Annotated in this window: 20 protein-coding genes; 7 read left to right on the forward strand and 13 right to left on the reverse strand. The window is 61.8% G+C overall.

Annotated elements, in window-relative coordinates; translation table 11 throughout:
• Positions 1-194: 194 nt before the first annotated feature.
• The 3 genes from AB8A38_RS10340 to AB8A38_RS10350 form a co-directional block, all read right to left on the reverse strand.
• A complete protein-coding gene (locus AB8A38_RS10340; RefSeq protein WP_439088493.1) occupies positions 195-1037 on the reverse strand; it encodes an enoyl-CoA hydratase family protein in 843 nt (280 codons plus the stop codon).
• Positions 1038-1090: 53 nt separating this feature from the next.
• Positions 1091-1852: an SDR family NAD(P)-dependent oxidoreductase gene (locus tag AB8A38_RS10345; protein ID WP_439085909.1), complete on the reverse strand. Its 762-nt coding sequence runs from the start codon at positions 1850-1852 to the stop codon at positions 1091-1093.
• An 86-nt stretch (positions 1853-1938) separates the two neighbouring features.
• Positions 1939-2967 carry an AraC family transcriptional regulator gene (locus AB8A38_RS10350; protein WP_439085910.1) on the reverse strand — a complete coding sequence of 343 codons (1029 nt, stop codon included), beginning with the start codon at positions 2965-2967 and terminating at the stop codon, positions 1939-1941.
• Between the two features lie 267 nt (positions 2968-3234).
• On the opposite strand from AB8A38_RS10350, the gene AB8A38_RS10355 reads away from it, so the two are divergent.
• Together AB8A38_RS10355 and AB8A38_RS10360 are read left to right on the forward strand one after the other, a co-directional pair.
• Positions 3235-3684: a cupin domain-containing protein gene (locus AB8A38_RS10355; RefSeq protein ID WP_315841244.1), complete on the forward strand. Its 450-nt coding sequence runs from the start codon at positions 3235-3237 to the stop codon at positions 3682-3684.
• 116 nt (positions 3685-3800) lie between these two features.
• The gene (locus tag AB8A38_RS10360) at positions 3801-5303 is read left to right on the forward strand and encodes a flavin-containing monooxygenase (RefSeq protein ID WP_439085911.1); all 1503 of its coding nucleotides are present in this window, start codon (positions 3801-3803) and stop codon (positions 5301-5303) included.
• A gap of 36 nt (positions 5304-5339) precedes the next feature.
• Here the strand turns inward: AB8A38_RS10360 and AB8A38_RS10365 are convergent, their stop codons facing one another.
• Positions 5340-6512, reverse strand: a complete 1173-nt coding sequence (locus AB8A38_RS10365) for an acyl-CoA dehydrogenase family protein (protein ID WP_439085912.1) — start codon at positions 6510-6512, stop codon at positions 5340-5342.
• Between the two features lie 250 nt (positions 6513-6762).
• Here AB8A38_RS10365 and AB8A38_RS10370 point away from each other — a divergent pair, with 250 nt between their 5' ends.
• From AB8A38_RS10370 to AB8A38_RS10390, 5 genes are all read left to right on the forward strand, one after another.
• Positions 6763-7590, forward strand: coding sequence for an alpha/beta fold hydrolase (locus AB8A38_RS10370; protein ID WP_439085913.1), 828 nt, complete (start codon positions 6763-6765; stop codon positions 7588-7590).
• Positions 7587-8870: an acyl-CoA dehydrogenase family protein gene (locus AB8A38_RS10375; protein ID WP_439085914.1), complete on the forward strand. Its 1284-nt coding sequence runs from the start codon at positions 7587-7589 to the stop codon at positions 8868-8870. Before AB8A38_RS10370 ends, AB8A38_RS10375 begins: the two co-directional genes overlap by 4 nt.
• Before the next feature lie 2 nt (positions 8871-8872).
• Positions 8873-10387, forward strand: a complete 1515-nt coding sequence (locus AB8A38_RS10380) for a class I adenylate-forming enzyme family protein (protein ID WP_439085915.1) — start codon at positions 8873-8875, stop codon at positions 10385-10387.
• 100 nt (positions 10388-10487) lie between these two features.
• Entirely contained in the window at positions 10488-11582 is a 1095-nt protein-coding gene (locus AB8A38_RS10385; protein ID WP_439085916.1) for an NAD/NADP octopine/nopaline dehydrogenase family protein, read from the forward strand.
• Positions 11579-12562 (forward strand): 3-hydroxybutyryl-CoA dehydrogenase, encoded by a 984-nt coding sequence (locus AB8A38_RS10390; protein WP_439085917.1) that lies wholly within the window; start codon positions 11579-11581, stop codon positions 12560-12562. The genes AB8A38_RS10385 and AB8A38_RS10390 overlap by 4 nt, the downstream gene beginning before the upstream one ends.
• A 159-nt stretch (positions 12563-12721) precedes the next feature.
• Here AB8A38_RS10390 and AB8A38_RS10395 read toward each other — a convergent pair whose 3' ends face one another.
• The 9 genes from AB8A38_RS10395 to AB8A38_RS10435 form a co-directional block, all read right to left on the reverse strand.
• The gene (locus AB8A38_RS10395; RefSeq protein ID WP_439085918.1) at positions 12722-13486 is read right to left on the reverse strand and encodes an ABC transporter permease; all 765 of its coding nucleotides are present in this window, start codon (positions 13484-13486) and stop codon (positions 12722-12724) included.
• 7 nt (positions 13487-13493) lie between these two features.
• Positions 13494-14270, reverse strand: coding sequence for an ABC transporter permease (locus tag AB8A38_RS10400; protein ID WP_439085919.1), 777 nt, complete (start codon positions 14268-14270; stop codon positions 13494-13496).
• A gap of 20 nt (positions 14271-14290) precedes the next feature.
• Positions 14291-15133 (reverse strand): ABC transporter ATP-binding protein, encoded by an 843-nt coding sequence (locus tag AB8A38_RS10405; protein WP_231081171.1) that lies wholly within the window; start codon positions 15131-15133, stop codon positions 14291-14293.
• A gap of 198 nt (positions 15134-15331) precedes the next feature.
• Complete coding sequence (locus AB8A38_RS10410) at positions 15332-15586, reverse strand: DUF3297 family protein (protein ID WP_068732134.1); 255 nt, start codon at positions 15584-15586, stop codon at positions 15332-15334.
• Positions 15583-16059, reverse strand: a complete 477-nt coding sequence (locus AB8A38_RS10415) for a glutathione peroxidase (protein ID WP_439085920.1) — start codon at positions 16057-16059, stop codon at positions 15583-15585. The genes AB8A38_RS10410 and AB8A38_RS10415 overlap by 4 nt, the downstream gene beginning before the upstream one ends.
• A 15-nt stretch (positions 16060-16074) precedes the next feature.
• Positions 16075-17478 (reverse strand): amidase family protein, encoded by a 1404-nt coding sequence (locus AB8A38_RS10420; protein WP_439085921.1) that lies wholly within the window; start codon positions 17476-17478, stop codon positions 16075-16077.
• Positions 17479-18300: 822 nt separating this feature from the next.
• A complete protein-coding gene (locus AB8A38_RS10425; protein ID WP_439085922.1) occupies positions 18301-18879 on the reverse strand; it encodes a c-type cytochrome in 579 nt (192 codons plus the stop codon).
• 198 nt (positions 18880-19077) lie between these two features.
• A complete protein-coding gene (locus AB8A38_RS10430) occupies positions 19078-20454 on the reverse strand; it encodes a PQQ-dependent sugar dehydrogenase (RefSeq protein WP_439085923.1) in 1377 nt (458 codons plus the stop codon).
• Positions 20455-20711: 257 nt separating this feature from the next.
• Positions 20712-20969 (reverse strand): DUF6894 family protein, encoded by a 258-nt coding sequence (locus AB8A38_RS10435; protein ID WP_089267437.1) that lies wholly within the window; start codon positions 20967-20969, stop codon positions 20712-20714.
• Positions 20970-21250 lie beyond the last annotated feature (281 nt).

The following is a 21250-nucleotide window of genomic DNA, read 5'->3' on the forward strand; positions in this document are numbered from 1 at the left end:
TGGAGATATTTTAAACCTAAAATAATTCCTGGCAAGCCTGACAAACCGGCAATTCGCCAGCTTTGATGCACATCAAATTATCAATTTCCACTCCGTCATGCCCGGCCTTGTGCCGGGCATCCACGTCTAAGCCGCAAATAAGAAAGACATAGATGGCCGGGACAAGCCCGGCCATGACGGCGCACTTATCGCCTTTAATTACCCTCAAACTTCGGCTTCTGCTTGTTCGCGAAGGCGTGGAACGCCCGGGCAAAATCCTCGGTGGTCATGCACAGAGCCTGCGCCACGGCCTCAGCTTCGATCGCCTCTTCCACCGACATGGCCCATTCCATCGACAGCATGCGCTTGGTCATGGTGTTGGCATAAGTCGGCCCCTCGGAAATCTGCTTGGCCAGCATCTGGGCCTGCGCCAGCACCTCCGCCGGCGCAACGATGCGGCTGAAGAAGCCCCAGCGCTCGCCTTCCTCGGCCGTCATGAAACGGCCGGTATAAAGCAGCTCGGACGCCCGGGACTGGCCAATGATGCGCGGCAGGATCGCGCACGCACCCATGTCGCAGCCGGCCAGACCTACCTTGTTGAACAGGAATCCGACCTTGGTGCCGGTCGCCGCGAGCCGCAAGTCGGACGCCATCGCCATGATCGCGCCGGCACCGGCGCAGATGCCTTCCACCGCCGCAACGATCGGCTGCGGAGCGGCGCGCATCGCCTTGACCAGATCGCCGGTCATGCGCGTGAAGGCCGTGAGATCCTTGGTATTCATCTCGATCAAGGGACCGATGATTTCGAACACGTCGCCCCCCGACGAGAAATTGCCGCCGGCACCGGTGACGACCACAACCTTGACGTCGTCATCCATCGCACAGGCGCGGAAGAAATCCGTCAGCTCACGGTAGCTCTGGAAGGTCAGCGGATTCTTGCGCTCGGGCCGGTTCAGCGTCACCGTGGCGATACCATCTGCCACGGCCAGCAGGAAATGCTCAGGCTTGAACTCGGCCAGCGGCAGCGTGACGGGATTGGCGACCTTGTTCTTGACCATGACTGACATATTGGCTCCCAGTAATTTGTTCGGTTCTTGTTGTTGCGGTTCGATCAGACTTCGCCGCCGGCGACGGCGATGCTTTGGCCGGTGATGGAACTGGCGCCGGCGCCGCACAACCACAGGACCGCATCGGCGACTTCCCCAGGCGTCACCAGACGGCCCTGCGGATTGTGCTTCGCCAATTCGGCAACAGCTTGTTCGCGCGTACGGCCAGTCTTGCTCATGATGTTGTCGATGCTGCCTTCGAGCAGGTCGGTTTCGGTAAAGCCGGGGCACACTGCATTCACAGTGACACCGCTTTTCGCGACTTCCAGCGCCACCGAACGTACCAGACCGACAACGGCGTGCTTCGCAGCGCTATAGGCGCTCACATAACCATAGCCCTTGAGGCCAGCCGTCGAAGCCACCGCAACGATGCGGCCGCTCTTGCGCTTGACCATCTCGGGCAGCACGGCCTGCGTCGCATAGACGACGCCCATGAAATTGACGTCCATCATGCGCTGGAACAGCGCTGCATCCGATTTCACGAATGGCGCAGACTCCGCAGCGCCCGCATTCGCCACCAGAATATCGATCGGCTGGCGTTTCGCGGCATCCGCAATCACGGCGTTCAGCGTGGTCTGATCGGACACATCGGCGGCAACAGCATAATGCGCGTCGCCCGCCGCGACGACCTCATTCAGCACGGTGAGATTACGCCCCATGATGGTCACGGTCGCGCCAGCCCGCACGAGTGAGGCTGCGATGGCGCGGCCGATGCCGCGGCCGCCGCCGGTCACCAGAGCGTGGGAGGAGCGAGACAGTCCGGACATGCATCACCTTCCGCAGGCTCGCCATGAGCCTGCCCGGATATTATTTTATACTTCAAGCTTTTGCAAGAAACGGGCAGGCCATGCTGCTAGCGGCTGCGGCGGAGCGTATCCGACGGGGTCTCGCCGTAACGGGCGCGATAGACGCTGGCCATCCGGCTCGGATGGGTAAAGCCAAGATCGAAGGCCATATCAATAACGCGCTCGCCCGGCGCGGCCCGCAGCAGTCGTGCATTCAAATGCGTTAGCCGGATATCGAGCAACGCATCGGAAATCGACATGCCGAAATGCTTCTGAAAGCCGAGCTGCAGCGAACGTATCCCGATGCCAGCTGCGCGCGCGAGCCGATCGAGATCGAGCGGCTCAGTGGCATGAGCCTCAAGATAGTCCCGTGCCTTTCTCAGCACTGACGGCAGCGGACCAAGGCGCGCCAAAGAGCGGTCGATAGTGGCGGTGAGCGTATGTCTCTGACCGGTCAGCAACAGTCCGATCACGGAGTCACGCAGGGTCGCCGCCATCATGGGCGAGATCTGCTGACCGGGTCCACGGTGCTCCGCTAGATGGACGAGGTATTCGATCTGGGACCGGATTGCGAGACCGAACGGCGTATTGAGATCGACCTCCGGATTGAACTCGATGACCGCTCCGGATTTCTCCGCCAGCGCCGCCGCGCGCTCCTCGACGAGCCGTCGTTCGACCAGCAGGATCAGCTTGGCGCAATCGTCCTGCCAAACCATCTTCGTCGGCATGGTCGGCGACAGCAAGGACGCGGAGCGCCCTGCCGACACCTCAATCGTCCGGCCGCCAGTATTTATCCGGGCACCGCCATGCATCGGGATCTGCAGCAGGAAGAAGCGATCGAGACAGCCGGGATCGATCGCCACCGAGCCACCATAGGAGACGTAGTTCACCGAGAAGCCATCGAACGCCGCACAGTTATGGAGCGCATGAAAATCTGGCCGGGAGCTCTGTAACGGGTCCAGCGCATGCGGACAGAAAATACGCCCGATCGAGTCGGCGGCTTCGTCGATATCCCTGGTGAAAACTCGAGAGAATGCCGCAAGCCTTGCGGCGCGGGTCGGCTGAGCATTCCTCGATACGGCTGCGTCCAACACCATGGTCCGATCGCCTGCGTTATTTGAAACCTAGACTATCCATGTCGCATCACGCCGCATAGTCGGCGCCGCGCTGCAAATATTGCCGTGCTGCACAACGAATGCGCAGGCCAGCACGTGCGAGAGAGGCGTGTGCAGCGCAGCGTGGCCGCCCCTTCTCTGCACCGGTAATTATTTCGTCGTTTGGATAGCGGATTCGTTCAGCGGCTAGAGACAGACCGGCAGGTCACGCAGCATCCTTGCAGACGTGAAACCCAAGGGAGCAATACCATGGCGGCACTTGAAAAAGGCATCACCCAGAACGGCACGGGATATGGCGGCACCACGTGGAACATCCTCGGGCAGGTCTATTTCCCGAAGGCGGTGACCGACTCCACCTTTGCCTTCGAGACCAACAGCGATCCCGGCCAGTTCGTACCGGTGCATATCCATCCGACCCAGGAAGAGTTCATCCTGGTGCAGGAGGGTATTCTCGACCTCAAACTCGACGGCCAGTGGGTCCGCGCCCATGCCGGCGATCTGGTCCGCCTGCCCCGCGGCATTCCGCATGGCTATTTCAACAAATCCGACAAACCTGCCCGGGCCCTGTTCTGGGTCTCGCCGACGCAGAAGCTCGAAGCCCTGTTCAAGCAACTGCACAATATGAGCGACATTGAAGCCATCGTGCGGGTCTCCGCTGAGCATGAAGTGAACTTCCTGCCACCGGAAGCCAACGACTAGGCGTCAACAGCCGACCCCAGCTTTAACGCATCGCGGACGTTCCGCGCAGACACCCGTCTGCGCGCGTGAGCCCGCACGTCCGCCATACAGCGCTGCATTCAGACAGGAGACGAGCCATGGTCAAACAGAAGAGTGTTTGCGTCATCGGCGCCGGCATCGCCGGCCTCGCAGCCGCCAAATCCTTCATGGCGCACGGACACAAGGTCACCGTGCTGGAACGCAGCGCCGATCTTGGCGGCGTCTGGGAGCCCGCGCGATCCTATCCGGAGGTGCAGACCCAGAGTCCCAAGGAACTCTATCGCTTCACCGACAAGCCGATGCCGGCGAGCTATCCGGAATGGCCGAAGGGGCCGCAGGTCCATGCCTATCTAACAGACTATGCACGCGACTATAATCTGATCCCACTGATGCGCTTCAACACCACCGTCATCAGCATGAATCGGCGCGGCGATGGCCTCCCCGGCTGGACGCTTGAGACACGCGATGCGGCTGGCAACACCGCGCAGGAAACATTCGATTTCGTCGCGGTCTGCACCGGACAATTCAACGAGCGCAAGGAACTGCATCATCCCGGCGAAGACAAGTTCAAGGCCGCCGGCGGTGTCATCCTGCATTCGGCGGAGCACACGGATTCATCCATCGTCAAAGGCAAAAAGGTCGTCGTGCTCGGCGGCTCGAAATCGGCCACCGACATCGCCGTGCATTCGGTCAATGCCGGCGCCAGCGCCGTTACCTTTGTCTATCGCGAGCCGGTCTGGCGCATTCCCTATTTTCTCGGCGGCCTGGTCAACTTCAAGCGCATCCTCTATATTCGCGCACAGGAGGAGATGTTTCGGGGCTGGGGCCTGAGTGCGCTCTCCCGGCTCAATCACGCCATTGCCAAACCCTTCATCTGGGCCAACTGGCGCGGACTGGAGGCCATGTTGAAGACCCAGCTGAAGCTGAAGAAGTGCGACATGGTACCGGAAGGCCGCATCGAGGACGGTATCAACTGCTCGGTGCCGATCGCCACGCCGAACTTCTTCCCGATGGTTGCCGACGGCCGCATCAAGGCTATCCGCGGCACCTTCGATCACTACGATGGCAAGACCATCGTGATGTCAGGCGGCCAGCGCGTCGAAGCTGACGTTGCTGTGCTGGCTATTGGTTTCACGCTCGGCGTACCGTTCCTGCCGCAGCAATATCGCGACAAGCTGATCCAGTCCGACGGGCAGTATCGGCTGTATCGCGTGATCGCCAATCCGGATCTGCCGGACATGGGATTTGTCGGCTTCAATTCCAGCTTCTGCTCGGTGCTGACAGCGGAAATGGCCGCCAACTGGTTGGTGCGCTATGCCGACGGCAAGCTGGCGAAGCAGCCGACGGCAGCCGAGATGCACCAGAACATGGACGAGATGCTTCATTTCAAACGCGTCGAACGGCCCGCGGCCGGCGTTTATGGCGGACTTTGCGTGGCACCTTATCACTTCAAGCATTTCGACGAATTGCTGGACGACATGGGCGCCACCAGCAAACGGCGCGGCGCGCTGGTGGAGAAATTCACACCGCCGGACGCCGATGCCTATGCGCGTTTTCTCGCCTCGGCGCCGAGCTACAAGGCGGAAGCGACAGCCGCGTGATCATGAGGCGAGCCGTGATCGACTCGCCTCATCAGCTCACTGTGCCTGGGCAGCCTTGATCAGCTCGCGACCGATGATGACCTTCTGGACTTCGGTTGCGCCTTCATAGATGCGTAGCGCGCGGATCTCGCGATAGAGCTCCTCGACTTTGACACCCGACTGCACGCCGAGACCGCCGAAAATCTGCACAGCACGGTCGATCACTGTCTGTGCCGCTTCGGTCGCGAACATCTTGGCCATGGCGGCTTCGCGTGTGATGCGCGCGGCGCCCTGATCCTTGGTCCAGGCGGAGCGATAGACCAGCAGGGCCGATGCATCGATGGACGTGGCCATCTCGGCAAGACCAGCCTGCGTGAGCTGAAGATCGCCGAGCGTATGGCCGAACATCTTTCGCGTGACCGAGCGATGCAGCGCCTCGTCGAGCGCGCGTCGTGCGAGGCCGAGCGCGGCTGCACCGACCGTAGAACGGAACACGTCGAGTGTCGCCATCGCGACCTTGAAGCCTTCACCGTCCTTACCGATGCGGTTCGCCAGAGGCACGCGGCAATCCTCGAATTTCAGCGTCGCCAGCGGATGTGGCGCGATCACGTTGATACGTTCCGAGATGGTGAAGCCGGGTGTATCCGCGTCGACAACGAATGCGCTGATGCCGCGCGCGCCGGATTCGCCAGTACGCAGGAACACCACATACTGGTCGGCAATGCCGCCATTAGAGATCCAGGTCTTGAGGCCATTGATGCGGACATGATCCGAACCATCAGGCACCGCCGTCGTCGTCATCGCAGCGACATCCGACCCTGCATCGGGCTCTGACAATGCGAAAGCCGCAATAGCCTCGCCACTGCCAACGCGCGGCAGATAGCGCGACTTCAAGGCCTCCGAGCCGAACAGGCTGATCGGGCCGGTGCCCAGTCCCTGCATCGCAAACGCAAAGTCTGCGAGACCAGTCTCGTAGGCCAGCGTTTCGCGGATCAGACACAGCGAGCGCACGTCAAAGGTCGGAAACATTCCGCCGTGACTCGCCGGCACTGCCGCACGCAACCAGCCTCCATCACCAAGCGCCTTCACCAGACGCTTGCAGGAGCCGTCGACGTCATGATGATCGACCAGACCGGGCAGCGTCGCCTTGGCCCAGCGCGACAGGCCCGTGGCGAGTTCGCGATGATGGTCTTCGAAAAACGGCCAGGACAAAAATGACTGATCGGACATGGCTTCCTCCCTGGATGCGTCGGCAATCGACATTGTTTAAACCTAAAGAAATTTCGGACAAGGGCGATTGCCGGGCACCACACCATTGCCAAGCCTGCGATGCATTATCCCTCGATTGGAGGCGTGACCGGAGAAACCGGCCGTGCCTCCGGATGAGGCAATCCACAACCCTTTAAGTCTAAAACTATCGCTTTTCATATATCTCGGACATGCTAGGATCACCTTGTCCGACAGCACAGGAGGCCTATGCGTGCCAAATTCTGCAGCCCTGACGACGAAGGACGGCCGCTTCGGTTTTGAAGCCAAAGGCTCCCCCACGGCGACACCGCTGGTGTTTCTGCACGGGATCGGCGGCGCCGGCCGCGGCTGGCGTAACCAGCTCGAGGCGTTCGGCGACCGCTACCATGCCATCGGCTGGGACATGCCGGGCTATGGCGGTTCGAAGCAACTTGAGACCCCCAGCATCCCAGCCTTCGCCGAGGCGCTGAAGGAGTTTCTCGCGCAGATCGGTGCCGTGAAGCCCGTGCTGGTCGGTCATTCCATCGGCGGCATGATCGTGCAGCGACTGATGGTGGACTATCCACACATCCCCGGCGCCATCGTGTTGGCGCAAACCACTTCCGCCTTCGGCAGCTCCGACGGCGAATGGCAGAAGAACTTCATCGACGCGCGGCTTGGCCCGCTCGACCGCGGCGAGACCATGGTGTCGATGGCACCAAAGCTGGTCGCCGGCCTGATTGGTGACGATCCCGATCCCGCCGGCATTGCGCTGGCGCAGGACTGCATGGCCTCGGTCAAACCCGACACCTATCGCGCCTCGATGAAGGCGATGATCGGCTTCGATCTCCGCAAGAACATCGCGGATATCAAAATACCGACTTTAGTCCTATCTGGATCGAAAGACAACAACGCGCCCGCGAAAACCATGGCCAAGATGGCCACACTCGTGCCGGGCGCGACCTATGTCGAACTTGAAGGCGTCGGGCATCTCGCCAGTTTCGAACGCCCGCGCGAATTCAACGAAGTGCTCGCCGACTTCCTCAAAACCAGCCACAACCTTTCGGGGTCATCCTCATGAACAAGCCTGCCAGCAAGCCCGATCTCAACAGCATCGTTCTCGACAAGCCGATGTTCGATCCGAAGGCTTATCGTCTCGACGACGAACAGGCCGGGCTGATCGCCAAGGCGCGCGAGCTGGCGCAGGCTAATTTCGCCGGTCGCGCGGCGAAGTGGGATACCGAAGCCACCTTCCCGCTGGAGAATTACAAGGACCTGCACAAGGCCGGTCTGCTGGGTATCTCGATCCCGAAAGCCAATGGCGGTTCGGGCGCCGGCTATCAGACCTATTCGCTGGCTGCTGCCGAAATCGGCCGCTATTGCGGCGCGACTGCGCTGACCTGGAACATGCATGTCTGCTCGACGCTGTGGTCCGGCCCGCTGGCCGACGACCTCGACATGGATGACCAGATGCGCGCCGAACAGCACCGCCGCCGCGCCATCCACTACAAGCGCATCGTCGAAGACGGCGCGATCTATTCGCAGCCGTTCTCCGAGGGCGGCGCAGCGGCCGCAGGCGGCGTTGCATTCGGCACCGAAGCCAGGCCCGTCAAGGGCGGCTGGATTGTCAACGGCAAGAAGATCTTCGCCTCGCTGTCGGGCTTCGCCGATTACTACGGCGTGCTTTGCACAGAGGTCGCTGAGGGCGAGAAGGCTTCGCGCCGCAACACGCTGTATCTGGCGATCTCCGCCAAGTCCGAAGGCGTCTCCGTCGTCGGCGACTGGGATCCGCTGGGCATGCGCGGCACGGTGTCGCGCACGCTGATCTTCAAGGACGTGTTCGTTCCGGAAGATGCAGCGCTGATGCCGCGCGGCGTCTACTTCCAGGCCGCGATGCGCTGGCCGCACATGTTCCTGACGCTGTCGCCGACTTATGTTGGTCTCGCGCAGGCATCGTACGATTTCACCGTGAAGTATCTCCGCGGCGAAATCCCGGGCATGCCGCCAGTCAAGCGCCGGATGTACCCGACCAAGCAGATCGCCGTGGCGCAGATGCAGATCAAGCTCGAACAGCTCAAGTCGACCTGGTTCCAGGCCGTGACCGAAGCCTGTGCCAATCCGAGCAAGGAGCAGGTGCTGCGTGCCTACGCCGCCCAGTACACCGTGATGGAAGGCGCCAACGAACTCGCCGCACTGGCGATCCGCACCTGCGGCGGTCAGGCCATGCTGAAAACGCTGCCGCTGGAGCGCATCTATCGCGACAGCCGCTGCGGTGCGCTGATGTTGCCCTGGACAGCCGAACTGTGTCTGGATCGTATCGGCCGAGAAGCACTCTACGAGGCCGGTGAGAAAGACGAGTAATCGTGGATCTCTCCAGCCTCATCGCCCGCAATGCCGCATTCACGCCGGACAGGCCCGCGATTCATTTCGAGGGCAAGACGCTCAGCTATGCCGCGTTCAACGCCCGGATCGAGGCAACGGCGAAAGCGTTGAAGGCAGAATGCGGCGTCGGTCGCGGCGATCGCGTCGCGATCCTGAGCATGAACCGGCCCGATTATCTGGTTCTGCTCTATGCCTGCGCCCGCCTCGGCGCGATCATGGTGCCGCTGAACTGGCGCCTCGCGGTCGCCGAACAATTGTTCATCCTCTCTGACGCCTCCGTGAAGGTGCTGGTGCTGGAAGAAGGCTTTGCGGCGATCCTGCCATCGCTTGCGAAGGACTTGCCGGATACCCGCGTGATCGCGCTCGATTTCGCGCCACCCGCACCCGGCCAGACATTCGACGATCTGCTGTCATGCGCATCCGGTGACGGTCGCAATCCGCATACCGACCTCTCCTGCCCCCTGCTGATCGTCTACACGTCGGGCACCACCGGCCGTCCGAAAGGTGCCGTGCTGCGCCAGGAAGCGCTGCTGTGGAATGGCGTGATGAGCCAGCACATGCACGGCATCACCTCCGACGATCACGTGCTGACCGTGCTGCCGTTCTTCCATGTGGGCGGCCTCAACATCCAGACCACCCCGGCGCTGCATCATGGCGCCACCGTGACGATCCATGCGCGCTTCACGCCGGACTCCACATTGGCCGCGATCGTTCAGGATCGGCCGACACTGACCGTCTGGGTCCCCGCGATCATTCAGGCGATGAGCGAGCATCCCAATTGGGCTGCGACCGACGTGTCCTGTCTCAAGGCCGTCTCCACCGGCTCCAGTATCGTGCCGCCGCATCTGATCGAGCGTCTGACGGCACGCGGCATTCCCGTGCTGCAGGTCTATGGCTCCACCGAGACCTGCCCGATTTCGGTCTATACGCGGCTTGGCGGCGACCTGTCGCGCACGGGATCGACGGGTTTGCCTGGCCTGTGCTGCGAGGCCATGATCATCGACGACGACGGCCATGAACTTCCCGCCAATGCCACCGGCGAGATCGCGGTGCGCGGCCCCAACGTGTTCTACGAATATTGGGGCAACGAGGCCGCGACGCGCGAGGCGCTGCATGACGGCTGGTATCGCACCGGTGATATCGGCACGCGCGACGATGACGGCTACTTCTGGGTCCACGACCGCAAGAAGAACATGATCATTTCCGGCGGCGAGAACGTCTATCCCGCCGAAGTCGAACGCGTGCTGCTCGAACATCCCGATGTCGCCGATTGCGGAGTCGTCGGCGTGCCCGATCCCAAATGGCAGGAAGTGCCCGTTGCCTATGTCCTGCTGCGGCCGAATTGCAGCGTGAGCGCCGAGGCGCTGAAGGCCCATGTTCTGACGCAGCTCGCGCGCTACAAGCAGCCGCGCGACATCGTATTCGTCACAGATTTGCCGCGCACTGCGCTCGGCAAGGTGCAGCATTTCAAACTGAAGCAGGACAATCCTTCGTAGGATGGGTAGAGCGTGTTCGCGAAGCCCATCAACGACACGGCACAGAGCGATGGGTTTCGCTTCGCTCTACCCATCCTACGCTAGAACTTAGAGGACGAAGATGAAGATCGCAGTATTGGGTGGCGGCAACGGTTCCTTCGCAGCCGCTGGTGATTTCGCTCTGCAGGGCCATGACGTCCGCCTCTGGCGCCGCGATGCCGAGGCTGTGGCCGAACACAAGAAGGCCGGCTCGCGTATCAAGGTCAAGAATGCGCAGGGCACGCACGATACGCAATTGACGCTGGTAACGACGGACATTGCGGAAGCGATCAAGGACGTCGAACTGATCCTGTGCCCCGCACCCGCCTTTGCGCAGCCCGATATCGCCTGGCGGATCGCCCCGCACCTCAAGGACGGCCAGGTGGTCTATCTGCCGCCCGCGACCTTCGGCTCGATGATCTTCGCCAAGGCTGCGCATGATGCCGGCAACAAGGCCAAGGTCGCCTTCGCCGAAACCGGAACGCTGCCCTGGCTCGCGCGCAAGCACGGGCCGTTCGAAGTCGCTATCACCATCCGCGCCAAGCGTCTGCCGACCGGCGTATTCCCGCTGTCGATGTCCGACTATGCCTGCAAGGTCATCGACAAGGCCTTCCCCGGTGTCATCGAGCCATGCGGCGATGCGCTGTCCGGCGCACTGATGAATGCCGGCCCGATCATCCATCCGCCGCTGATCGTGATGAATGCCGGGCCGCTGGAGCATTTTCCGACCTGGGACATTCACAAGGAAGGCACGCAGCCGGCGATCCGCCGCGTCACTGATCAGCTCGACGGCGAGCGTATCGCGATCCGAGAGGCCTTTGGCTACAACGGCGCGCATTTCCCGCTGGCGGATCACTATGCCAAGGAAGGCGAAGAGTGGATGTATGGCCGCGGCTCGCATGATCGCCTCACCGACAGCGGTGACTGGCGCGAGCACATCGTTCTCACCGAACATCGCTACATGCGTGAGGATCTGCGCACGGGCCTGTCGTTCTTCCTGTCCTGCGCCACGCTTGCCGGCATCGAGACGCCGCTGGTCAAGGCGTTCCTCGCCATCGGCGGCGCGATCTGCGGCGAGAACTTCCTGCAAGGCGGCCGCACGCTTGAAAGCCTCGGCTTCGGCGACCTCGATCAGGCCGCGCTGCTGAAGGTGCTGCGCGAAGGGTTCGCTGCATGAGCCCCCGTCCCGCCATCGCCTGTCTCGGCGCGGGTCGCATGGGCCGCGGCATCGCCGTCGCCTTTGCCTATGCCGGCCACAATGTCGCGATCGTCGACTTCAAGGCGCGCGACACGGACAAGTTCAGGGCGCTCGAAGCCGAGGCGCTCGGCGAGATCCGCAAGACCTTCGCCAGCATGGCGCGCTTCGGCCTGCTGACAGAAGCCGATATCGAAACACTGGTGTCGCGCGTCAGTGTCGTGCCGGAAGCCGGCGCGGGCGCTGCGCTGAGCAATTCGGCGATCATCTTCGAGGGCGTGCCGGAGGTGCTTGAGCAGAAGCGCGAGGCGCTGGCCCGCGCATCGAAGCTCGCGGGTCCAACGCCGATCATCGCGTCGACGACATCGACCATTCTGGTCGATGACATTTCCAGCGCCGTCGAGCATCCCGAGCGTTTTCTCAACGCGCATTGGCTTAATCCCGCCTATCTCGTGCCGCTGGTCGAAGTCTCACCCGGCGCCAAGACCGATCCGGCGATTACCGCGCGCGTCAAGGAACTGCTCGAAGGCATCGGCAAGGTGCCTGTCGTGTGCTCGGCCTCGCCCGGCTATATCGTGCCGCGCATCCAGGCACTGGCGATGAACGAAGCCGCGCGCATGGTCGAGGAAGGCGTCGCCTCGCCGGAAGATCTCGACAAGGCAATCAAATACGGGTTCGGCTTTCGCTTCGCGGTGCTGGGCCTGCTCGAATTCGTCGACTGGGGTGGTGGCGATATTCTGTATTACGCCAGCAAGTACCTCACCGGCGCGCTGAACAACGATCGCTATGCGTCGCCGGAGATCGTCGGCCGCAACATGGCCGAGGGCAAGATCGGCCTGAAGACCGGCGAAGGCTTTCTCAATTACGAGGGGCTCGATATCGATGCCTATCGCGAGGGACGGCTGTCGGCGTTTGTGGATTTGCTGAAGCACTTTCAGCTGCAGAAGCCGCCGGTGCTTTGAAGATTTAGCTCGTCATTCCGGGGACGGACTGACGCCACAGGCGGCAGGACGGAGCCCGGAATCTCGACATGGGATTCTTCGGGAGCCAAGCCATCCCGAGATTCCGGGTTCGCGTCCGGCAAGTGCCGGTCACGCCCCGGAATGACGACCGAGACGGCGCTATACTTCCGGGAAGCCCCTCAGCAGATAGCTGCGCAGCCAGTGCAGCAGGCTGTTCAGGATCAGGCCGAGCATCGAGATCATGATCAGCGGCACGAACATGTCCACGGTCTGGAACGTACGCGCGGCCTGCACCAACATGTGGCCGAGGCCATCGGTCGAGGTGATCATCTCGGCGAGGAACACCACGATGCAGGAGATCACGAGGCCGATGCGGCAACCGGTGAGGATCGACGGCATGGCGGCCGGCAGCACGACCTTGAACAGGATTTGCCAGCGCGGCGTCCCGGCGGCCATCGCGGACCAGATCAGCTTCTGCTCGACCATCGACGCGCCGTAATAGGTCGAGAGCAGAATCGGGAACAGCGCGTCGGCGGTGACCAGCGTGATCTTCGAGGCATGATCGAAGCCGAGGATCAGCAGCAGCGCGGGATAGAGCGCGATCTTCGGGATCGGCGCCAGCACGCGCACCAGCGGCTTGACCACGGCATTGACCGCCGGGCTCACCGCCGCAGCAAGACCGATGAACACACCGACGACCACGGCGATGCCAAAGCCCGCGAACAGCCGGATCAGTGTCGCGGCGATATCGTGCAGGAAGTCGCCGTTGAAGAAGTCCTTCGCGAGCTTTCCGAACACGGCGCCCGGCGGCGGCAACAAGCTCGTCGGCGCGAAGCCGAACGAGATCAGCGACTGCCACAGCGCGATGAACAGCACGATCGGCGTGATGCCCAGCAGAACCGAATTGACGCGTTCCTGGTTCATGCTGCGCTCACGTAAAGCTGAGAGGCATGTCGTCGCGCGGCTGCGACCAGCGCACCAGCGACAGACGGAGTTTCTCAAAGGCCGCATCGAAGATGATGCCCATGGCACCGATGATCAGGATCATCGCAAACACGGTGTCGTACTGCGCCATGTCGAGCGAGTTGAACAGGATATTGCCGGCACCGGACTGACGCGCGATCATCTCGGAGGTGATCATGGTGATCAACGCCAGCACGAGACCGGTGCGGCAACCCGTGAGAATTTCAGGTAGCGCCGCGGGCAATACGATGCGGAGCATGCGCATTGGCGCGGACATGCCCATCGCCGCGCCGGACCACAGCATCTTTTCTTCGACGGCTTTGGAGCCCTGGAAGGCGTGATAGATGATCGGCAGGCTGACGCCGAGGAAGATGACAAGAATCTTGGAGACATCGCCAACGCCTATCCACAGCATGATGATGGGCATCAGCGCTGCTTTTGGCACCGGATAGATGATCATCATCAGCGGATTAAAGAAGGCCGCGACAGCCTTGATGCGCCCCATCAGCAAACCGAGCGGGATCGCAAACATCACTGCGAGCACGAGGCCGATGGTCATACGGCGGATGGAATCGAGAATGTTCAGCAGCGATCCCTTGTCCCCGAGGATCGAGGGAATGGCCTTGATCGACTCCAGCGCCGTCGGAAAGCTCTCGGTATCCAGCCGCAGCGAGGCGATCTGCCAGACACACAGCAACCCGATGCAGGCGAAGACAGGCGAAAGTGTCTTGAGCACCCCGCGCATCGTTATCGCAGATCGGCCCATCACAGATGGTCCTTGCCGTCGTCGATCATCTTCTCGATATCGACGATGTATTTCTGGAAGCGCGCATCAAGCAGCAGATCGGCACGTTTGCGCGGCCGCGGTAGATCGATATCGACGATCTCCTTGATGCTGCCCGGCGAGCGCGACATCACGATCACCTTGTCGGAGAGATAGACGGCCTCTTCGACCGAGTGGGTGACGAACAACACCGTCTTGCGCTGCGTATCCCAGATGTCGAGCAGATCGTTCTGCAGCCGCGTGCGGGTATGCGCATCGAGCGCGCCGAACGGTTCGTCCATCAGCAGCACGGCAGGATCATAGGCCAGCGTGCGCGCGATCGCGACGCGCTGCTTCATGCCGCCGGAGAGTTCTTTCGGATAGAAATTCTCGTAGCCCTTGAGGCCGACCATTTCGAGCAGCTTGCGGCCGCGCGTTTCGGCCTCAGCCTTCTTCATGCCCTGCTGGCGCATGCCATACATGACATTGCCGAGCACGTTCTTCCACGGAAACAGCGCGAATTCCTGAAACACCGGACCGCGGTCCGGACCCGGTCCCGTGATCGCCTTGCCCTTCACCTTGGCAACGCCATCGGTCGGCTGCACGAAGCCACCGACGATATAGAGCAAGGTCGACTTGCCACAGCCTGAAGGTCCGAGGATCGAGACGAAGGCGCCGTCTTCGATGGTGAGGTTGATATCCGATAGCGCCAGATGGCTTTGCTTGCCGGAGGTCTGGAAGCGCTGCGAGACGTGATCGATCTCGATCATCGCTGAAGCGGGTTTGCGGCCGGATAAAGGTTCCGACTCGGCGTGAGCGTCCGAGCGTAGCGACACCACCTGCATTCCCGGTCCTTCATTTGCCATGCACGCATTGCAATCACGACGGCCCGACTGTGTCCATCATGCTGACGGACGCAGCGTAGCCGGAAACTGCAATTACTTTAAGCTTCAAATTTATGCGGGCAACGCCTTTTTGCTAGTCAGCCCCTGCTGCAAACAGGTCAGCGTCCCGCACCGGGCCTTTCGACGCGTTTTCCGCGTTTAGTCGCGGAAATACGGCTCCACAGGGCCCGACAGCTTGATCAGCAGCGGATTGCCGTACCGGTCCTTTGCCGCGCCGGCGGGCACCTTCACCCAGCCTTCGCTGACGCAATATTCCTCGACATTGGTCTTCTCGGCGCCCTTGAAGCGAATGCCGACATCGCGCTGCAGCACTTCGGCATTGTAGAACGGGCTTCGCGGATCGGTGGACAAGCGATCAGGCAGATCGGCTGATGCATTGGTGTTGTCGGTCATAGCAGCGCCTCGATTTTCTCTCGCAGTGATTCAGGTTTGGCGGTCGGCGCAAAACGCTCGACGACCCGTCCGGAACGGTCGATCAGGAATTTGGTAAAATTCCATTTGATTCCCGAACCCAGCAATCCGGACTTTTCAGATTTCAGGTAATTATACAATGGATGCGCGCGAGCGCCATTCACGTCGATCTTCTCAAACAATGGGAAGGTGACGTGGTAATTGGTCTCACAGAAGCTCTCGATCTGCCGGGCATCGCCGGGCTCCTGCGCACCAAACTGATTGCAGGGAAAGCCCAGCACGGAAAATCCGCGCGGCGCAAAATCCTGCTGCAGTTTCTCCAGCCCCGCATATTGCGGCGTGAATCCGCAGGCGCTGGCGGTATTGACGATCAGCAGCACCTTTCCTTCGAACTGCTTCAGCGCGACCGGTTCACCGGACAGCGCATTCGCAGAGAAATCGGAGATGCCGGTCATCGCACTGATCCCTTCTCAGGCCGGAACAGGATCGCAAGGCATCGGCGGGGTGCCACCGGCCTCGATGGCTTCGCCGGCGAGCAGACACAGATCCTCGCGGTAACGGCCAGCCACGACCTGCACGCCGGTCGGAGCACGGCCGACAAGACCCGTGGCCACGCTCAGCGCCGGCAGGCCCATGAAGGGAATGCCGATCTGCGGCATCTGCGCAGCCCAGACCCGATCAAACGATTCCTGACCCTGCATGTCCAGATGATCCGGGAACGGCAGTTCGCCGGACATCGGCATCAGCACCACGCTGTAGGTCTGCAGGAACAGCTCCCAGTCGCGCACGAAGGTGGAGCGGCGTACCAGCGCCCGTGACAGGCCGCCATTCTCGAAGTCCTTGAGCTTGTCCTTCTGTCCGCGCAAACAGACGAGTGCTGCGGGATCGCCCTCGCGTTCGGCCGCATCCAGCATGCCCTGATAGCCGTCGCCGAACCAGAGCTGCGTCTGCAAGGCGGCGGCCTCGCGCAGCGCCGGCGTGTTCTCGACTTCCTCAACGATCCACCCTGCCCGCTCCAGCCGCCTGCCGGCATCGCGCACGGCGGCTTCGACATCGGCGGTGATAGCAAGCCCGTCAGGCCGCAGGCACATGGCGGCGCGCTTCTCGCGCGTCGGGCCTTCGAGCGGCGCCGGCACCCACCAGGGATCACGCGCATCCGGCTGCGACATCGCGGCGAGGCCAAGCCTGATATCGTTGACGGTGCGTGCCAAAGGACCGGATACCGCGGTGATCTGGCCGGAAATGATGCGCTCGGGTAGCGCCTGATTGTAAGCGGCAATGCGGCCGAGCGTGGGACGCAACCCGTGCACACCACAGGCATAGGCGGGATAGCGGATCGAGCCGGCGATATCCGTGCCGTGCGCGATGTGTCCGATACCGGCCGCGACTGCGCTGCCTGCGCCGCCTGACGATCCGCCCGGCGTCAGCGAGGGATCACGCGGGTTTTTGGTATCGCCATAGAGCTGATTGGTGGTGAACCAGCGATAGGAAAATGCCGGGCAATTGGTGCGGCCGATGATGACGGCGCCGGCCTTCAGCAGATTGTCGATCACCGGGCTGTTGGTCGTCGCGACGATCTCGTTCTGGATATTCACGCCGTTCGAGGTGGGATAGGTCGCGTAGTCGATATTCACTTTGACGGTGATCGGCACGCCGCCGAGCGGACCGACATCCTCTCCATCAGCGATGGCCGCATCGACCGCATCCGCCCGTGCCAGCGCCTCATCGGGCCGATGGTCGACGACGGCATTGATGGCAGGGTTCACAGCATCGAGCCGTGCGAGGCCAGCCACCGTGGCCTCCCTGGCGGACACCTTGCGGGTACGAATGAGTGCGGAGAGGTCAGTTGCCGACAGGCGCCAGAGATCGTTCATGCAGTGCTCCATTGCTTGTCGCTTGTTAACGCAGGCGGCCGGAGATTGCCAATCAGGCGCACTTTCGCCATCTCGCGGCGCCGAAGCGTCCGAGTTTTGCGCATTCCTTCCCGCCCGCTTGTGAGAGGGCGTGCGGAACGCCGGGTGCCCGTTGCACCCTTGGGCCTGATGCGAATGCGGTCTTCCGCAAGTAAGAGTGCATCAGGACTTTCGGACGCGCTGGGCGAAGTGCCCGGCGTTCCGCCTGCGGTGTTTTTTCAGCCTGCTTGCGCTTTGCCTTGGCGAACGATCCGATCACCAAAATGATGGTCCCACGGCGGAGGGACAGGGAGCCTCAAGCGAGTAAGCCGGACGCGTTTTGATTTGGTCGTCCGTCACACTGTCCAGGGGTCTTTCCATCCCAAGGCCGGCCGTCTCCTTGCCAGTGGCAGTGCTGGCGCAGATCCGTCCTGCCCGAAGACAGACGTCACCTCCAAACCGCGTAACGCCGCATCTCCGGCGTCCACCGCATCCCACCCCGCGAACGTGACGATCGCGATCGCCCCTCTCGGTGGGGCAGGACGGAAGAGAATATAAACCTTCTAGGTATTCTGTCAATGGAGAGCAGGAAAAAATGTTTAGGCGCTGTATTGTCCCACGCTCGTCATTCCGGGGCGGCTGCGCGCCTTCGCGCAGGCGAACCCGGAATCCCGACATGTTTTGCGCTGAACACTTCGGGATTCCGGGTTCGCGCTCTGCCGGCTTCGCCGGCGACGCCCGCCCCGGAATGACGAGCGTGGATTACGCCGGAATGACCAGGAGTGGCGTATCCGCCGCTCCTGGTCACTTCACCCTTGCGAGGAAATACGCCAGCTCCACGATCTGCGCTTCGGAAATCGACTGCATCACATCGGCCATCGTCGCGTCATAGCCGTGGCGGGAGTTGTCCTTGTATTCGCGCATGGTCTTGGCGAGGTAGTCCTCGCGCTGGTTCGCAATGCGCGGGATGTTGTCGCGGCCGGAGAAATCCGCGTTGTGGCAGCTATCGCAGCGGAATTGCGAGGTCAGCGCCTTGGCGGCCTGCATCCGCGCGGGATCGCCCGCCTCCAGCGCCGCCGGCTTCGGCAGCGTGGCCAGATAATCCGAGAACAGGCGCAGATCGTCGTCGGTGAAATCCTTCACCATGTCGTTCATCGGCTCCGCGACGCGGAGCTTCTCGCGAAACATGTAGATCTGGATCAGGGAATAAGCCGGCTGCTGCGCACCGAGCGACGGCGTGTTGTCGGTTTCGGAAACGCCCTTCTCGCCATGGCACGCAAGGCACGGCGCGGCGCGCTCGGTGATGGGTTCGGCACTCAGTGACGGCGTGACGATAGCGGATAAACAAAGCGCAGACATGGCAAAGACAGCTAGCAGGCGCATCGGGTTCTTTCTTTATGCCTCTCACTCGTCATTCCGGGGCGCGCTGAAGCGACACCGTCGCGTAAGCGCGAACCCGGAATCTCGACATGGATGAACACTTCTGGATTCCGGGTTCACGCGCGAAGATGCGCGTGCCCCGGAATGACAGTTTGCGGCAGTGAGCGGCGGCGCGCGACAATGACGGCGCCGCCACGCCCGCTATTTCGCCCCCGCCACCTTCTGCTTGCCATAGGTGATGCGATAGATCGCGCCGTTCCAGTCGTCGGACACCAGCAGCGAGCCATCCTTCATCTGCAGCACATCCACCGGGCGGCCGACATATTTGTTGTCCTCAATGAAGCCGGTCAGGAACGGCTCGACGGACTTCACCGTGCCGTCCTTGTTGAGCTTCGCGACAACGACGTCACCGCCGAGCTTCTGCGTCTTGTTCCAGGAACCATGGCGCGCGATGAAGATCGCGTCCTTGTAGGCGGCCGGGAACATCTTGCCGGTGTAGAATCGCATGCCCAATGCCGCCGTATGCGACCCGAGCAAGCCGACCGGCGCGGTGTAGTCGGCGCAGGACTTGCCCCAGCCGAATTCCGGATCGAGGATATTGCCCTGCAGGCAGTAGGGCGCGCCGAAATCCTCACCCGCCTTGGTGACACGGTTGAGTTCATCCTCCGGCACCGCTTCCGACATCCAGTCGCGGCCGTTGTCGGTAAAGTACATCTGCTTGGTGGTCGGATTCCAGTCGAAGCCGACGGTGTTGCGGACGCCCTTCACATAGATTTCGGCGCCGGTGCCATCGAGATTCATGCGGCGGATCTGGCCATGGGCCTCGTCATGCAGCACATTGTTGCCAGGCTGGCCGACCGGCACATAGAGCTTGTTGTCGGGGCCGATGCCGATGAACTTCCAGCCATGGGCTTCGTCCTTCGGCAGATTGTCGTAGATCATCACCGGCTTCGGCGGATTTTCGAGATTGTCTTCCACCTTGTCGATCTTCGAGATCTTCGACAGTTCGGCGATGTAGAGCGTGCCGTCCTTGAAGGCGAGACCGTTCGGACGATAGAGGCCGGAGGCCAGCACCTTCACCTGGCGCTTGCCGTCATTGTTGATGACCGCATAGACCTTGTCGACAAGACGGGAGCCAACAAACACCGTGCCCTTGTCGCCTTCGCGCATCGAGCGCGCATTGGCCATGCCGGCCGCATAAACCTCGATATTGAAGCCCGCGGGCACTTTCAGTTTGGCAGTCGGCAGCTTGTCGGCAGCGGACGGAATCGGCGGCGGCGCGACGGGCGCGAGCTTGGCTGCGGCAGCGCCATCGGGACGACCGATCAGCGGCGAGCCGGGCGGCAGCGCCGGTGCAGCGGCAACGGCCGGTGCTGCGGGCGCCGGAGCGGCAGCCTGTGGTGCGGCCGGCGCCGGTGCAGGAGCCGCTGCGGGAGCAGCAGGCGCTGCACTTGGCGCGGCTGCAGGAGCCGGTGTTGCAGGTGATGTATCGGACTGCTGGGCAAAGGCGCCGCTTGCAAAGACGCCGATGAACGCACCGGCAAGCAATGCCCGGCGCGCGGACGTGTAAACACTCATGGATCTCTCCCCTTTTTACGGAAGCCTTCTCTGCTCGCAGCACATGAGATGCGCCGCCCCCGAGGCTTTCCGGATCGCACTGTTGGATATTTTTATGTCGCCGCGCAATCAAAACATGGCGCGCGAGCAAGTCTGCACGGATTCCCGCGATCGACTAGAGCCTTTTCGGTTCTGATAGAATCAGAACCGAGGCTCTGGCTTTTTGTATTGACGCGTTTTCTTGACGCGAACCGGTGCCCACTTCGCTCGAAAACGCTCTAATGCCGCGTTGCGGACTCATCGGTGGCATCGAGCAGTGCTTCGGTGAACGGAAATTCAAGCACGATCTCGCCGTCCTTGTCCGTGACTTCCAGCACCGCTTTGAGCAGATCGCTCGGCGTGCCCTCGGAGCGCAGCAATTGCAGGATCATCGACCGCGCCACATCCCAGGCATGATCGGGATCCCGCAGCTCCTCGCCTTCGGGATCGACCACCAGCTCGTCGTTGATGCGTGTGTTGAAGAAATAAAGCGGCATGGCAATTCTCTTGGCACTGGGCTTGGGCGCGGACGCAGAAGACCTCAGACCACGCGAATATCCCGGAAGATGCGGCGGGCTGAGTACGAATCGATGCCTTTCAACCAAAGGCCCTCGCTATCTATGGAACGTTCTCGCCTTTGCAATGTTGCACCGCAATTCGATTGTGCATTGCACGCATATTGTACCCCCGTCGCTTCACATTGTGATGACGAAGTTGTTGGCGAACCTTTGAGCAGGGAATAGAGTTATGGTTATGCAGTACCTGACTGCAGAGAAGC

The sequence above is a fragment of the Tardiphaga sp. 839_C3_N1_4 genome, from assembly GCF_051811045.1.
GTDB lineage: Bacteria > Pseudomonadota > Alphaproteobacteria > Rhizobiales > Xanthobacteraceae > Tardiphaga.